The sequence below is a fragment of the Paenibacillus sp. UMB7766-LJ446 genome, from assembly GCF_030226665.1.
GTDB classification, from domain to species: domain Bacteria; phylum Bacillota; class Bacilli; order Paenibacillales; family Paenibacillaceae; genus Paenibacillus; species Paenibacillus vandeheii.
Genome location: NZ_JASOYM010000004.1, coordinates 21,637 through 35,541, shown reverse-complemented (window position 1 = coordinate 35,541; position 13,905 = coordinate 21,637). Strand labels below are relative to the sequence as shown.

Annotated in this window: 13 protein-coding genes; 3 read left to right on the top strand and 10 right to left on the bottom strand. The window is 47.5% G+C overall.

Going from position 1 to position 13,905, the window contains the following annotated elements; all coding sequences use genetic code 11:
• Positions 1-5: 5 nt before the first annotated feature.
• Both hxlA and QP794_RS11350 read right to left on the bottom strand, forming a co-directional pair.
• A complete protein-coding gene (gene hxlA, locus QP794_RS11355; RefSeq protein ID WP_024632048.1) occupies positions 6-638 on the bottom strand; it encodes a 3-hexulose-6-phosphate synthase in 633 nt (210 codons plus the stop codon).
• 403 nt (positions 639-1,041) lie between these two features.
• Positions 1,042-2,124 (bottom strand): lactonase family protein, encoded by a 1,083-nt coding sequence (locus QP794_RS11350; protein ID WP_285076573.1) that lies wholly within the window; start codon positions 2,122-2,124, stop codon positions 1,042-1,044.
• A 214-nt stretch (positions 2,125-2,338) separates the two neighbouring features.
• Here QP794_RS11350 and QP794_RS11345 point away from each other — a divergent pair, with 214 nt between their 5' ends.
• Complete coding sequence (locus QP794_RS11345) at positions 2,339-3,268, top strand: AEC family transporter (protein WP_285076572.1); 930 nt, start codon at positions 2,339-2,341, stop codon at positions 3,266-3,268.
• Here QP794_RS11345 and QP794_RS11340 read toward each other — a convergent pair.
• From QP794_RS11340 to QP794_RS11320, 5 genes are all read right to left on the bottom strand, one after another.
• Positions 3,246-3,836 carry a DUF2062 domain-containing protein gene (locus tag QP794_RS11340; protein WP_024632051.1) on the bottom strand — a complete coding sequence of 197 codons (591 nt, stop codon included), beginning with the start codon at positions 3,834-3,836 and terminating at the stop codon, positions 3,246-3,248. The genes QP794_RS11345 and QP794_RS11340 overlap by 23 nt on opposite strands.
• 58 nt (positions 3,837-3,894) lie before the next feature.
• Positions 3,895-4,353, bottom strand: a complete 459-nt coding sequence (locus tag QP794_RS11335) for an OsmC family protein (protein ID WP_285076570.1) — start codon at positions 4,351-4,353, stop codon at positions 3,895-3,897.
• 19 nt (positions 4,354-4,372) lie between these two features.
• Complete coding sequence (locus QP794_RS11330) at positions 4,373-5,140, bottom strand: DeoR/GlpR family DNA-binding transcription regulator (RefSeq protein WP_024632053.1); 768 nt, start codon at positions 5,138-5,140, stop codon at positions 4,373-4,375.
• A gap of 151 nt (positions 5,141-5,291) precedes the next feature.
• Positions 5,292-6,422 (bottom strand): NADH-dependent flavin oxidoreductase, encoded by a 1,131-nt coding sequence (locus tag QP794_RS11325; protein ID WP_285076567.1) that lies wholly within the window; start codon positions 6,420-6,422, stop codon positions 5,292-5,294.
• Positions 6,423-6,616: 194 nt separating this feature from the next.
• On the bottom strand, positions 6,617-7,294 hold the full coding sequence (locus QP794_RS11320; protein ID WP_079344152.1) for an SOS response-associated peptidase: 678 nt from the start codon (positions 7,292-7,294) through the stop codon (positions 6,617-6,619).
• 226 nt (positions 7,295-7,520) lie between these two features.
• On the opposite strand from QP794_RS11320, the gene QP794_RS11315 reads away from it, so the two are divergent.
• Positions 7,521-8,042, top strand: a complete 522-nt coding sequence (locus tag QP794_RS11315) for a zinc metalloprotease (protein WP_024632056.1) — start codon at positions 7,521-7,523, stop codon at positions 8,040-8,042.
• A 43-nt stretch (positions 8,043-8,085) separates the two neighbouring features.
• Entirely contained in the window at positions 8,086-8,760 is a 675-nt protein-coding gene (locus QP794_RS11310; protein ID WP_285076565.1) for a hypothetical protein, read from the top strand.
• Positions 8,761-8,895: 135 nt separating this feature from the next.
• On the opposite strand, the gene QP794_RS11305 is transcribed toward QP794_RS11310, so the two are convergent.
• The 3 genes from QP794_RS11305 to QP794_RS11295 all read right to left on the bottom strand — a co-directional run bounded on the left by QP794_RS11305 (position 8,896) and on the right by QP794_RS11295 (position 13,869).
• The gene (locus QP794_RS11305; protein ID WP_285076563.1) at positions 8,896-11,445 is read right to left on the bottom strand and encodes a beta-mannosidase; all 2,550 of its coding nucleotides are present in this window, start codon (positions 11,443-11,445) and stop codon (positions 8,896-8,898) included.
• Positions 11,446-11,699: 254 nt separating this feature from the next.
• Entirely contained in the window at positions 11,700-12,707 is a 1,008-nt protein-coding gene (locus tag QP794_RS11300) for a LacI family DNA-binding transcriptional regulator (RefSeq protein ID WP_285076561.1), read from the bottom strand.
• 214 nt (positions 12,708-12,921) lie between these two features.
• Entirely contained in the window at positions 12,922-13,869 is a 948-nt protein-coding gene (locus tag QP794_RS11295) for a DMT family transporter (protein WP_285076558.1), read from the bottom strand.
• Positions 13,870-13,905 lie beyond the last annotated feature (36 nt).

The following is a 13,905-nucleotide window of genomic DNA, read 5'->3' as shown; positions in this document are numbered from 1 at the left end:
TGTTCTTACCCTTGTTGAACTAGACGCTGCATCTCAGCTGCTACTTTGGCTTTGTCTGCTTGTCCAGTGATTCCGCCGCCTACAATGACCAGATCAGGTTGTGCTTTAATTACTTCTGGCAAAGTTTCGAGTTTGATGCCACCAGCTACAGCCGTTTTGGCGTTTTTCACGGCTTTTTTGATCGTTTGCAGATCTTCGAACGGGCTTTGTCCAACCGCTTGCAGATCATAACCTGTGTGTACGCAAATGTAATCTACGCCAAGGGCATCCACTTCACGTGCACGTGTTTCGATATCAGACACGTTGATCATGTCAACCAGAACGAGTTTGTTTTGTTTTTTCGCTTCTTCAACAGCACCTTTGATCGTCATGTCGTTGCTTACTCCAAGGACTGTGACCAGATCCGCACCAGCTTCAGCAGCTTTCATGATTTCATAGCCACCTGCGTCCATGATTTTCAGATCGGCGAGTACTTGCAGATTAGGGAAAGCTTCTTTCATCGCCTTAACCGCATGCAGTCCTTCATTAATAACGATTGGGGTACCAATCTCAACGATATCGATATATTGTTCAACCTCTTTAACCAGTGCGATACCTTCAGGGATGTTTACCAAGTCGAGTGCCAATTGCAATTTCATCATTTATTTCTCCTTTGTTGTTCGAGTGTGAGTAGTATTTCCGTAAAGATTATTTAAAGGTTTAGCCTGCACTAATCCACCTGTTCAGATGCAAGCACTATTTTTCCTGGCTGCTCATTCATTGTAGATCCTGACTATCCAATGGGGAAGTACGCACTTTGAAGTCAGGTAGTTACCTCCACGATACTATTGACTTAATTTCATTGTTATCTGAACTGATATCATGAAAAATGTTATATTCCACAAGGATCAAGTACGAGCATTTAGGAAGTCGCCATGCTCACCTCATCAAAAAAGACCCCGCCACAAGGGCAGGGTCTTCCCAAAATTTTAGGTCAATTAGTTCAAATCTATTGATCTAAAGCCTTATTCAAACCTCTCGGTTATCTTACGAATCCTGGGTTTACAGATAAACAGGTTTGACACATACCGGCTTGGATACACCTGTGCTGTGACCTGTGTATTTCAGACGTCCGCTCTCCTGATCCACTGTAAAGGAAACGATATTGTTGGTATCGCGGTTAGCTGCAATCAGCAGCTTGCCATTCGGAGTCAGTGCAAAGTGACGCGGGTGTTTACCCTCAGCAGATACATGCTCAACCAGTTTCAAATGTCCTGTTTCAGCGTCTACTGCAAATACAACAATGCTGTCGTGTCCACGGTTCGAACCGTATACGAAACGTCCGTCGTTGGATACGGCGATTTCAGCTGTTGTGTTTTCACTGCCGTCATAGCCATCAGGCAATGTGGACACGGTGGAAACCTCTTTCAACGTGCCTGCTGCTGCATCATAACGGAACGATGTAATGGAGGAATCCACTTCGTTAATGACATAGGCGAATTGACCATTCGGATGGAATGCCAGGTGACGCGGCCCTGCACCCGGATGTGTTTTGGTTTCACTGTGCAGTACAAGTTCGTTCTTGTCTGCATCTATGGAGTAGATTGCGATTTTGTCCGCACCCAGATCCTGTACCATCATGAATTTGCCATCCGGGCTAAAGAACGCGGAATGCACATGTGGCTTGTCCTGACGCTCAGGATGCGCACCTTTGCCTTCATGTTTCTTCTCATCCAGAAGTTCTCCAACTTCACCGTTATCCGTCAGAGCTTGCAGACCGACCAGACCACCGTGGTAGCTGGAAAGGATCAAGTAACGACCGGATGGGTCGCGTTGGATATGACATGGCGGAGCCGAGATCGAATCATGACGATTCAGCAAAGACAATTTTCCTGTAGAAGGATCAATGCTCAGAGCTACAGCTTCAGACATTTTATTGCCTTCAGCAGACGCCGTTTCACCGATCGCATACAGTTTATTACCTTCAGCATCCACGTTTACAAACGTTGGGTTCTTCACGCCCGAGATGCCGTCAAGCTTGGAAAGGCTACCTGTGTCTTCATTCAATTCATATGCGTAAATGCCCTCATTTTCCGCTTCGGCATAAGAGCCGGCCAATACGAGCAAGCGTTTTGATTCACTCATTACAGTTTCCTCCTCTATGTGTATGTAATCTGGTTGCACCTCTTCTATAATAAATCTGCCATATCAAAATAGCAATCCACCGCCCCTGCGCAGCCATCAAAGAAGCGGCATCCACATCGCCCACTATGTAAGACAATACCAAAATCCATTCCGGACGAAGGACAACTTCTGCTATGATAAAATAGGTTTTTCATCCAGAAAGGACTGAATTCGGTTGTTAAATTCATTTCTGCTCACGTTATATCATGTATTTCTGCCGATATCTCTTCCGGTGATTGGAGGCATTTTGTTAAAACGTTTCAAAAATTGGGATACCCGGCCGCTGTCAACCTTTTCCCTTTATATTTTGAGCCCTGCACTGATCTTTGATACACTGCTGCATGCCGAGATTACATGGACAGACGTAACCGGTACGTTCTGGTTTTCTATTATTAATTTAATCGCCCTATGGGCACTGGCTGAACTGTTGAGCCGGATATTCCATCTTGGCGCAAGCGAAAAAGCGGGCCTCACCCTTGTATCTACGTTTACAAACTGCGTGAATTATGGGCTCCCGCTTGTATTACTTGCTTTTGGACAGCTTGGATTGGATAAGGCTTCGGTATATGTCATCGGACAGATGATCATTGTTAACACGGTAGGAATCTTTTTTGCAGCCAGATCCGAATTTACCGTCAAAAACGCGATCCTGTCCGTCTTCCGTATGCCTTCCATCTATGCTGCTGCGATAGCCATCATCCTGCGCGCAACCAATCTGAGCTTGCCCCTGGCACTGAATGGAGGCATCTCCATGCTCGCAGCCGGTTACTCCCCTGTCGTACTGGCCATTCTGGGTGCACAGATGCTAAGGCCGCGTGGTTCTGTGGAACCTTGGAAGCCCAACGTCCGCAAAGCATTCTGGACTGGACTCGTGGTTCGACTTGCCGCAGCGCCAGTACTCTCATATCTGATTCTGACCGCACTTCAGATTGAAGGAACGTTATTCAGTGTGCTGCTCATCCTGGCATCAATGCCGACCGCAGTGAACGCAGTAATTTTGGCCGAGCAATTCAATGCCTCTCCGCAGTTTGTGTCCCGCTGTATTCTGTGGACAACCGCGGCGTCAATGGTTATTCTGCCGATCATGATTGTGATGTCTTCCTGATCAGCACAGAAGCTGGTGTTGGAGACATCGCTGCCTGCTTGCGTTTCTCCAATCGGCGTTCAAAGCGGCGTTTGAGTGCTCTCACATAGAAGAACTTGACGACAAAGTAAGAAATCACGCCGAGGATAACTCCAAAGACGGACATACCTGCCAGAATATCCAAACCACCCAGCAAAAGTTCACTTAGTGCGGACCAGTTGCCGCGAAACAGCTCCATAAAGGCACTCTCATGAACAGGTCCCTGCCCCATGCTATGTGCCGGCAAGATCCAGGAACCAATTTGCTTGGCAAGCGGCATTAAAATGATGGGCAGGAATGTCAGCTTGCCGACCACATTGCCCACGATAGCTGCTGGCAGCGAACCACCGGACAAACGTACAATCGGATAGAACACGAGATAAACCAGTGAGGCAGTCGAGATAACGATCAGTTCCAGACCAAAACCCAAAGCAAATCCGGTAGATACTTTATGTGCCCCGCCGGGAGCACGTAACAATTTGAGAAAATTAAGCTTCAAAGCACGTGTTAAACGTGCAAAACGTGAGTTTTTGCTTTTCTGTAGGTTCATACCGAACTTCCCCTTATCTTACACAAATGACGGCTCAAGCCGCCTATTCTTCAGTATATCACACCGCGTTAACGCCTGCTGTTATAATCACTGGCTGTGTCTCGATAGCAACATTGCCAGCTACAGCTCTGGAGATCATGCAGGACTCTTCTGCTTTATGTGCCAGGCGCTCTGCCTTCGTCACATCAGCATCAGATGCATCCGCTTTGAGCACAATTCGAGGTCTGTGTACGATCCGCTCGTACGTAAATACATTATTGGTCACATCCACCGTCGCTTCGGACTCCAGTGTCAGCTCATCCGGTGTAATATCCGATCGCTCCAGCATCGCTGCGAGTGTAATCAAATAACAGGTGGACGCTGCACCAAGCAGCATTTCATCCGGATTGGTGCCGGTACCCGGACCACCCATCTCCTGTGGAATCGAAATAACTGTTTTTAATCCGCCTGCATCAATATGCCCTTCACTGTTTCGTCCACCATTCCAAACGGCTTTCAGGTGAAAAGGATGTTTCATTATATTCATTCCTTTCGAATTAGACACGGACACATGTTATGGATTGTTCATTTAGTGTGCTAACCTGTTCTTCATCTAAACCCAGATCCGTTATTACTTTGGCCACACTGCTGAGTTCCGCCACTCTTGTAAAAGCCTGCACGCCAAATTTGCTTGAATCCGCCAGCAAAATAACTTCATCCGCAATGCTGAGCATCTTCTGCTTCACCAGTGCCTGCAATTCATTCGACTCACTGATGCCCTTGGTCAGATGTACACCTTTGCAGGATAAGAAAACTTTATCCACATGATAGGCATCCAGCGAACGTTCAGCCAGCGGTCCTACAAACGACAAGGACTTCGAAGCAAGCTGCCCACCTGTAGCGATCACACGAATCTGTTCCTTGTTGCTCAGCTCAGCCGCAACCTTAATGGAGTTGGTCAACACGGTGAGCGGTATGTTCGGCAGTCCTGCCGCCATATACCACGCCGTTGTACTGGCATCCAGCGCTATCCGGTCGCCAGGCTCTACCATTTTTACTGCTTCGTCCGCAATTCTGCGTTTCTCTTCTGCATGAGTTACAGCCCGCTCCGGATAAGGGATTTCCGACTGTCCTTCTTCTTTATATTTTACGCTGACAGCCCCACCATGGGAACGCCTGAGCCTTCCAGCCTGTTCAAGCTTGTCCAGATCACGTCGAATCGTCTCTTCCGTCACTCCGCAGCGCTCACTAAGCTCGGTCACACGCATGCTTCCCTGCGCATCTACCCATTCCACAATTTTCTCATAACGTTCAGCCACGAGCATCTTCATTCACTCCAAACCGTTGATTATCCAAGATGAATCCTGTTCATCTCATCATACCACAGTGCTCCCGGAAGTAGAATTTCATCGAAATGCAGTGAGTGCAAAAAAGAGGGAGCTTCCGCTCCCTCCAATTTCAATGAAATCATGTGTCTTATTTATCATCAGCCATAGGGAACCAGCCCGGTGTGTGAATGATTGCATTCCACAGTCCGTCAGGGATAACCAGACGTTCCTGATCCGATTTGGTAAGAATCGTCTCGATATCTTCTTCACGACCGCTTTCGATTTTCTCAACCCAATCCGGCTCAATAATAAGCTCACGACCAAGCGCAAGCAATGACACACCACTTTGAAGAGCTTCAGCTGCCTCGTCTGCAGTATGGATAGAACCTACACCAATGACAGGCATTTTACCCGCCACACGGTCAAGGATAAATTCAATTCTGGAGCGTGTATCGGCTTCACCTCGTCTTGGTTTGGACCAGAACTCGTTAACGGATACGTGCAGATAATCCAGATTTTTATCTTTTAGCGAATCCACCAATGCATACGTCTCTTCCATGGTCAATCCCGGTGTTTCCGGCTCTTCCGGGGAGAAACGGTATCCAACGATAAACGGCAGTTTCGTATGTGCAGCTACAACCTTCTGTACTTCATCCACTACAGCGAGTGGGAATGTGAGACGTTTCTCGATGCTTCCACCCCAGCGATCTTCACGTCGGTTGGAATGCGGAGAGAAGAACTGCTGGATCAGATAACCGTTCGCACCATGAATCTCAACTCCATCAAATCCAGCTTCAATGGCACGACGGGTTGCTTCCCCAAAGTCCTTGATGATGGACGTAATTTCGTCATCAGTCAACTCTCTTGGTACAGGAGATCCCGGACGCTCACTGGCAACAGCGCTTGGAGCAGCGACTTGACCGGCTGGAACCGCTTGTTCTGGCGTGAGTCGACCTGCATGGAAAATTTGCAGTACGGCTTTGGAACCTTGCTGCTTCATGGTATCGGCCAGACGTTTCAGACCAGGAATAAAGCTGTCGTCATAACTACCGAACTGAGCCGGAAAACCGATTCCATTCGGATTTACATGAGTTACCGCTGTAAGGGACATGCCCGCACCGCCGGTACGACGTGCATAATAAGCAAGTTCAGCGTCTGAAACAGTACCATCCGGGTTCGAGGACATATGAGTCATGGGAGCGAGCACAATCCGGTTTTTCAATGTAATGCCGCTTGGCAGTGAAACTTGTTCAAACATCGGGCTATACTTTGGATTCATTCGTGGTTCCCTCCTGATTAAACATCTCTTTTAATAGATATATGAATATACATTTCCACTTACTGTAATTATTATAGTTACGTTTCACTCACATTGCAACTTTTCATTTTTTTCAGTACATTTTATTTCGTTGCTCAACCCAAAAAAGACGGAGTGTCCTGTGACTCTCCGCCTCTTTCACTCCCTTTATCCGCTTAGAAACTGCGTACGTAGGCTAGCTTCTGATCCATCTCTTCCACACATTCATAACAGTCATGCTCATCATTGGCTACCATCGGAGTGACCGGATACAGATTCATCTCAGTACTGTTGTAGGATTTCAACAAAGGCAGCAGCTGGGTCACTCGTGTATTTGCCGGATCCAGCCAAGTATTAATCTCCTCTTCAGACAGAATCGCCGGCATTTTGCTGCCAAATTCACGTGTAACCATGTTCGCACCCGCCATCAGCATCGTGCAGGTACGCAGTGGCTGTTTGCGTGTATCTCTCCATACCTCGTATAATCCCGCAATGCCAAACAATCCACGATCCGGCATAACCACACGCACCGCATAGCTTTTCTTGCCTTCCTGACGCCAGTAGTACAAACCATTACATGGGATAACACAACGCTTCGTCTCTACCAGCTTATAGTAGGCTGGATTCTCATGCACCGTCATAAGATTGGCGTTAACTGCATCGCGCCCCCAGAACGGAATGAAGCCCCACCGGAACTCGTCCAATACCCGTTCTCCATCCTGATGCAAAATTATCGGTGTGTGCTGGGTTGGGCTGATGTTGTACCGGTTTTTGTAATAATACATCACCCGTTCAATCTTGAAATGATCTCTGACCTCATCCAAATCGGCTGCCAATGAAAAACGGTTACACATGTTCAACGCTTCCTTTCCCTGTGTGAAGTTGAATGTATTGTTTGTTATTGCAGGGAAATTATGCATGCATATATGGACAGCAATCGACTTTTTCAGACGAAAATAAGGTCTAATTCAGCAGAATCCATTGTTTTTATCACGAAAACAAAGACTTAAGACTCATTTCAACAGTTCTATTCCTTGTTACTATAATAGAGAAAAAATACAATTATTGGAGGTTTTAAGTATGAAAAGGAAGTTTCTCATGAGCATCATGTTGTTTTCAGCCATCGCGATGTTCGGCAGTACGATCTATGCGGCAACGTTTCTAACCTACGGCTACCCGAGCTCGACAATTCCGATTCGCACTTACAATTACGCCTCTACGTGGCAAGCTCCCATGGACGCTTCCCTCAGCAATTGGAACAATGCCGGTGCCAAAGTACAGTTTACCAAAACGAGCAGCTCCCCCAATACCATTACTGCCGGAAATTTCAATAACACGGCGTATGGCGTCAACTACGCTTCTGTATCAGGCAGTCAGGTCGTAAGCTTCCGCATTGAATTGAATGCAACCACCATTACGGCTGACGCAACCAACTTGTCCAATTTTATTCAAAGTGTATTCGTTCATGAGCTCGGACATTCAGTCTGGCTTGGAGACAACCCAACCACCACCAGCCCTTCCATTATGCTGTACTCCCGCAACCGGAACACCATGACTAAGCCTCAAACCTTCGATATCAACAATGTCAGATCCAAGTACTAATCCGCTATTCTCAAACCCCTAAAACCAAGGAGGATTTCTACCCATGAAAAAAATTCGAGTATTGACGATGCTGGCCTCTTCCATTTTCATTTTGTCTGCTATAGGTTGCTCCTCAGTTACGACTAATACGGCTGCCACGAAGGATGGACCCATTACCATGATTGCTTCCGAGGACTTCCCCAATTACTCAAGCATCGGTGATCTATCCGAGAGAGCCAATACCATCGTCAGAGGCAGTGTTATCCAGACACGGGTTGAATCATTGAATGACATGGTACAAGCCCCGGCTGTAAATAAAAGTGCTCTGGATGAAGAATTGAATCCGGGCGGTGAGGACATCGTTCCTTTTGATAAAATCTATACGATATATACGATTAAGGTTGCTGAATCCTTCAAGGGAATTCATACAGCCGGGGACACCATTGAAGTGAAGCAGCTTGGCGGACAGCTGGGCAATACCGAGATTATTAACGATGACAATATCAAATTCATCCCCACCAAAGATTATGTGCTCTTCCTGGAGACGTATGAGGACACTCCCGCCAGCCTGCTGAATTCCGTGCAAAGCCTGTATGTGATCAAACCCGCAGCTAAATCAACTCAACCCGGCGAGCAGCAATCGAAGTCCGAAGTTGTTGTGAGCGCCAACCCTGAGAATCATCTCACGCTAAGCATCGAGGAGCTGCAAGAAATCCAGAACGAAGATCAGAACAAATAACCTCATTGGACCTGCACCCATTCCCCTCCTACTGTTCAGTCATATATAGTAAAAACGTGCCGCTCAGTAGAGACTGGGCAGCACGTTTTTTTGAGTTTAATAATAGACTACTATGCCTGTTTGATACATGATGAATTACAATTTGATAAAGTCAGCCATAGAACGAACCTGGATGGCCCCAGCCTGGGAGACAGCGCCATCAGATCCTTGTAATTCCCCTCTGGATGTGAACTTAACCTTCACCGGAATGCCAGGAATGAGATCGAAGAAATTGTCTGAGAACACCCCTTCTGCCTCTGTAGAAATCCACACTTGTTTCGCAAGCACATCACTTTCCAGGACCAAATGTACGCCATCGTTCTCAGTCACTTCGGTTACCTTAATTTGCACTGGTTGCAGTGAAAGATCCTTCGATGGTACAAAATAATGCTCCTGTACGATGTCGGCTGCCCCATCCTGCTTCAGATCAATGCGCAGCAACGTTGTTGCAGCATCACGACCTTCCAGCCATTCAGCCTGACTCAATGACAGCACCTGTTGACCAGAGTTGGATGCCAGAGCGATTTCATGCTCTTCATCACGGTATACCGTGCCATCAAAGCCGATTAGGCGCAGCTGAAGTTTCCCTTTCACAGGTTCAAGCTGATCCGAGATCAGATAAATATCCGTCACATCTTGCTTCGTGCCATCTACCGATACCAAAACATCGCTGAAGCTGCGTTTGGCGTAATATTGCAATGCTTTCCAGCGGCCAAAGTAGTCCATCCCCGCCCATGATGCTACCGGCCAGCAATCGTTCATCTGCCAATAGAGCGTTCCCATACAGAACGGTTTGCGGCGACGGTGAGCCTCAATGGCTGTTTTCATCGCTTCAGCCTGAAGCACCTGGCTCATATAGAGGAAGGAAGGGAAATCCTTAGGTTCATGCATGTACATGTCCATGTATTGTTTGATCAGACGATTACCCGCCCCGTTCTTTTGATGCGCCAGCATCACTTCAGACTCCAGCGCCAGGTCCTCCTCCTCTGCATACTTGCGAACCGAATCATATTCAGGGAAGGACTGGAAGCCATATTCACTCATGAAGCGTCCCACATGAACGTTGTAGTTCTCAAATGGCTCCACATTATGCCATACACCCCAATAGTGGATATCCCCTTCTGACGTGGATGGATGGGCATGCTGTTTCTCGTCTCCCGACAGGGATACGAGTGGCGAAGAAGGCCAGTAATCCACACCAGGAGCATAGGCTTCCACCACTTCCGGCAAAAGATCATGGAAAATAGCTTCGTAATCCGCCCAAATGCGTTCTCTTTGCTCTGCGTTGTAATCTTTTTTCCAGCCCCAGCCGCCATCCTCAATGTAATGCGCCCATGCGGAATCAATCTCGTTATTGCCACACCACAGCACGATGCTTGGATGATTGCGCAGACGTTTTACATTATCAATCGCCTCATGCTTCACACTGTTCAGGAAAGCCTCGTCTCCAGGATACATGCTGCAAGCAAACATAAAATCCTGCCATACGAGCAGACCATATTCGTCACACAACTCGTAGAACACGTCTTCCTCATAGAAGCCACCACCCCATACACGGAGCATATTCATATTCGACTCGGCAGCTGACACAATCTCATGCAGATAACGCTCACGCGTCACTTCTGTAATGAAGCTATCATTTGGAATGTGATTTGCACCTTTGGCAAAGACAGCAACTCCGTTTAATTCAAAATAAAAGGAGGCTCCCGCTTCATCTTGATCACGAACTAGACGTATGGAACGAATGCCCGTTTTCACCGTGGACTCAGCCACAACTTGCTCTCCCTGAATCACTTCCGTAAGGAAGGAATACATATGCGGGTCACCCAGTCCGCGGCTCCACCACAGCTTCGGCTCATCCATGGAGATTGGAACCTCCACAGTCTGGACGCCCGGTTTCAGCGTTACAGCCTGCTCCCAGCTCTGTCCGTCCGTTCCTACTCGAATAACCGTTTCTATTACTTGCGCAGACTCCACTTCCACGACAGCAGTCAGAGAAGCGGAAGCAGCGGTTACTTCTTTTTGCTGGATAAAAACATCATTAATCCGCACGTCGGTCCAGCCTTCGAGACGCGCTTCGCGCCAGATTCCGCTGGTTACAAAACGTGGCCCCCAGTCCCAGCCATAATGATACGGAGCTTTCCGTGCAAAAATACTCACTCTTTTGTCGCCTAGTCCCCCCACGTCAGATTGATCATTCGATGCAGGCAGGGCATAGCCGAGCTTCTCCAGCTTCGGCAGGTCTTCATTTATCGGGGAACGAAAACGTATTCGGAGGATGTTGCCGCTTGCCTTTACAACCGATTTCACGTCAACTGTCCACACCCGGAACATATTATCCGCCGACAACACATGCTCTTCATTCACGTACACATCGGCATACGTATCCAGACCATCAAAGACCAGCTCCAGATACTGCTGTGACAGCAGGACTTCATTAACGTCAAATTCGGTACGATATTCCCAGTCTTTCTTGTCGACCCATTGAATTTCCTTTTCGTTAGTTCCATAGAAAGGGTCCGGTATTTTACCCAATTTCAGCAAATCCGTATGCACACAGCCGGGCACGTGAGCCGGCATCCACTCCTGATCCTCACAAGCCTTGAACGTCCAATTCTGAAATGTCTGCGATTGTATTTTGCTCATGACAGCCTCCGTTATCGTTGAAGTTGTTTGGAAAACAATTTGTTAGGTTTTGTTATTATAAAAACAAATAACTTACAAAACAAAATTAACATGATATGCTCAATTCAGTCAATCTGTTTTGTGATTTATTTCTAAAAACCTTTTTCTTCAAACAAAAAAAGACATGAAGCCTTATCTCTCCATGTCTTTTCACCCCATGATTATATAGAATGGTGCGTTCTATCCTTGGCATTCCAGAACCGCGCTCGTTCACTTCATTGCAAAATAGCATTGTACTCATCACGAATGATTAATTCCGAATAAATCAGCTTTCTTTCAAAAGGCCCATCCGGATGCTCCATGCGCCACAATAGTTGGTCCACCGCCCGTCTGCCCATGTTCTCCTTGTCAATATGAACCGTAGCAAGAATAGGCTCTTCTGAACGTGTATTGTCGAACCCGGTTACTGCACAGCGCTCCGGCACCTCGATGCCCCTGCCTTGGAGTGCACCAATCACAACAGCAGCCATGTGATCGTTCGCACATACCATCACTTCGGGGATGTCTTCCATCTGCATAGCCACGATGGATTCCCGAATGTGATCCAGATCGGGTCCCAGCAGATCGGTTTGCTGCGTAACTTGCAATTGCATCTCTTCCAAAACCGAACGATAACCGAGCCATCGCTCTCTGAAACTGGCTGCATCAGGCAATTCACCAGCAAACTGCAGCCGCCTATAGCCCTTTCCAACAAGCATCAGCACCAGTTCCTTCATGCATTTCATGTTATCTGTAAATACCGTATCTCCATGAATCGCCGGGTCTTCATGATCAACCATCACAAGCGGAATGTGCAGTCGGTAGATTTCGAGCAATACGGATGTGGAAATGGAACCGACGGTAATAATTCCGCTGATGGCTTCGGGATTAAGCACCGAAAACATGCGATCCGAGGAAGGTTCCGTCAAGGTGAGGATATCCATGCCCTTCTCATTCAGCCGTGCAGAAATTCCGTCAAAGATGGGACCCCAGTACAGGGAGGAACGATTCTGTGAACGGATATTGGGGAACAAGATCAGAATAGTCCCCTGTCTATCCAGTCTCATCTCCTGTTCAACATTGGGTTCTACCAAATAACGCTTCGGTTCAGCTTTGAAATATCCAAGCTGTCCTGCCGTCCTGACAATCATCTCCCGGGTATGTTCACTGACACCAGGTTTGCCGGTCAACGCACGGGAGACTGCGAATTTGGATACCCCCGCAGCATCAGCAATTTGCTGCATGGTTACTCTTTTGCCCATCCTACTCACCCGTTTTTCCTTCATTTTTCATTTAGTGTAGCATAAAAATAGCAATTCAACAAAACAAGTTATGAAAAACTCCATTTTGTTAGGTTATTTTGCTAGGGATTTTGAAACTCTCCCGAGTGTAATAAAAAAAGTTCCTCTACCACCTTCACGATGAAGATGATGGAAGAACTCTTCCATTATTTCAAAACTATATGCTCGGTGCTCCCTGATCTCCCAGTTCGGTCTGTAATGCCGTCCGCTTTCTGCGCCAGAATAACGGATAAGGGACTCTGATCTCCGTAATCAGAACACCAATGAGCATCAACGCAGCACCCGCATACCCTTGCATCGTAAGAGACTCCCCTTGGAAGGTAAACGCAAATGCTGCGGCAAACAACGGTTCGAGCGAAAAGATCAGGCTCGTTCTCGTTGGTGAAGCATGCCGCTGGGCAAGGGTCTGCAAAATGTAACCAATGCCGCTGCACAATACCCCCAGACCCAGAATGGCCGCCCAAGATTGCGGCGTGTCAGGCAGACGTGGTGTCTCCAGCAGGAATGTAGCAGCCAACCCCCACAGAGCTGCAACGCCCAGTTGAACCGTTCCCAGGGTTAGCGGATCATGCTTCGGCGTATACTTGCCAGCAATCATAATATAGATTGCGTACATTAATGCTGCGAGAATACAAAGGATATCTCCCATATGCAGACTGAGCTGATGCTGAAGCGTCAACAATCCGAGCCCGGCTACCGCCACGAGAATACTTATCGTTAACCGCAAATCTGGCAATCTTCGATGCAAAATTGTCGTCAGGATAGGCACGAAGATCACTGCCAAACTGATCAGAAATCCTGCCTGCGAAGCCGTTGTGCGCTGGACTCCATATGTGATAAATACAAAGGCCGCGAATAACGCTGTTCCCATGATAACCCCTGCCACAAGCGTCTTGCGATCTATTCTGAACAGTCGCCGATGGAAAAGGACCGCTGCCGCGATAAAGGCAATGCCGAACCGAAAAGCGACCAGATTCAGCTCCTGCATGGACTCTAGTCCAGATTTCATAAACAGGTAGGATGATCCCCATATTACCGTTGCGAGCAGCATCTGCAAATCCGCTCTTCTTGATGCCTGACCTTGTAGTGCACGTACTCCGTTCATCTTGCTTCTACCTTCATTTCTATGTATTGTAATCGA

Coding starts and splice junctions, on each gene's coding strand:
- hxlA (WP_024632048.1), bottom strand. CDS start 638: ATGAAATTGCAATTGGCACTCGACTTGGTAAACATCCCTGAAGGTATC.
- QP794_RS11350 (WP_285076573.1), bottom strand. CDS start 2,124: ATGAGTGAATCAAAACGCTTGCTCGTATTGGCCGGCTCTTATGCCGAA.
- QP794_RS11340 (WP_024632051.1), bottom strand. CDS start 3,836: ATGAACCTACAGAAAAGCAAAAACTCACGTTTTGCACGTTTAACACGT.
- QP794_RS11335 (WP_285076570.1), bottom strand. CDS start 4,353: ATGAAACATCCTTTTCACCTGAAAGCCGTTTGGAATGGTGGACGAAAC.
- QP794_RS11330 (WP_024632053.1), bottom strand. CDS start 5,140: ATGCTCGTGGCTGAACGTTATGAGAAAATTGTGGAATGGGTAGATGCG.
- QP794_RS11325 (WP_285076567.1), bottom strand. CDS start 6,422: ATGAATCCAAAGTATAGCCCGATGTTTGAACAAGTTTCACTGCCAAGC.
- QP794_RS11320 (WP_079344152.1), bottom strand. CDS start 7,294: ATGTGTAACCGTTTTTCATTGGCAGCCGATTTGGATGAGGTCAGAGAT.
- QP794_RS11315 (WP_024632056.1), top strand. CDS start 7,521: ATGAAAAGGAAGTTTCTCATGAGCATCATGTTGTTTTCAGCCATCGCG.
- QP794_RS11310 (WP_285076565.1), top strand. CDS start 8,086: ATGAAAAAAATTCGAGTATTGACGATGCTGGCCTCTTCCATTTTCATT.
- QP794_RS11305 (WP_285076563.1), bottom strand. CDS start 11,445: ATGAGCAAAATACAATCGCAGACATTTCAGAATTGGACGTTCAAGGCT.
- QP794_RS11300 (WP_285076561.1), bottom strand. CDS start 12,707: ATGCAGCAAATTGCTGATGCTGCGGGGGTATCCAAATTCGCAGTCTCC.
- QP794_RS11295 (WP_285076558.1), bottom strand. CDS start 13,869: ATGAACGGAGTACGTGCACTACAAGGTCAGGCATCAAGAAGAGCGGAT.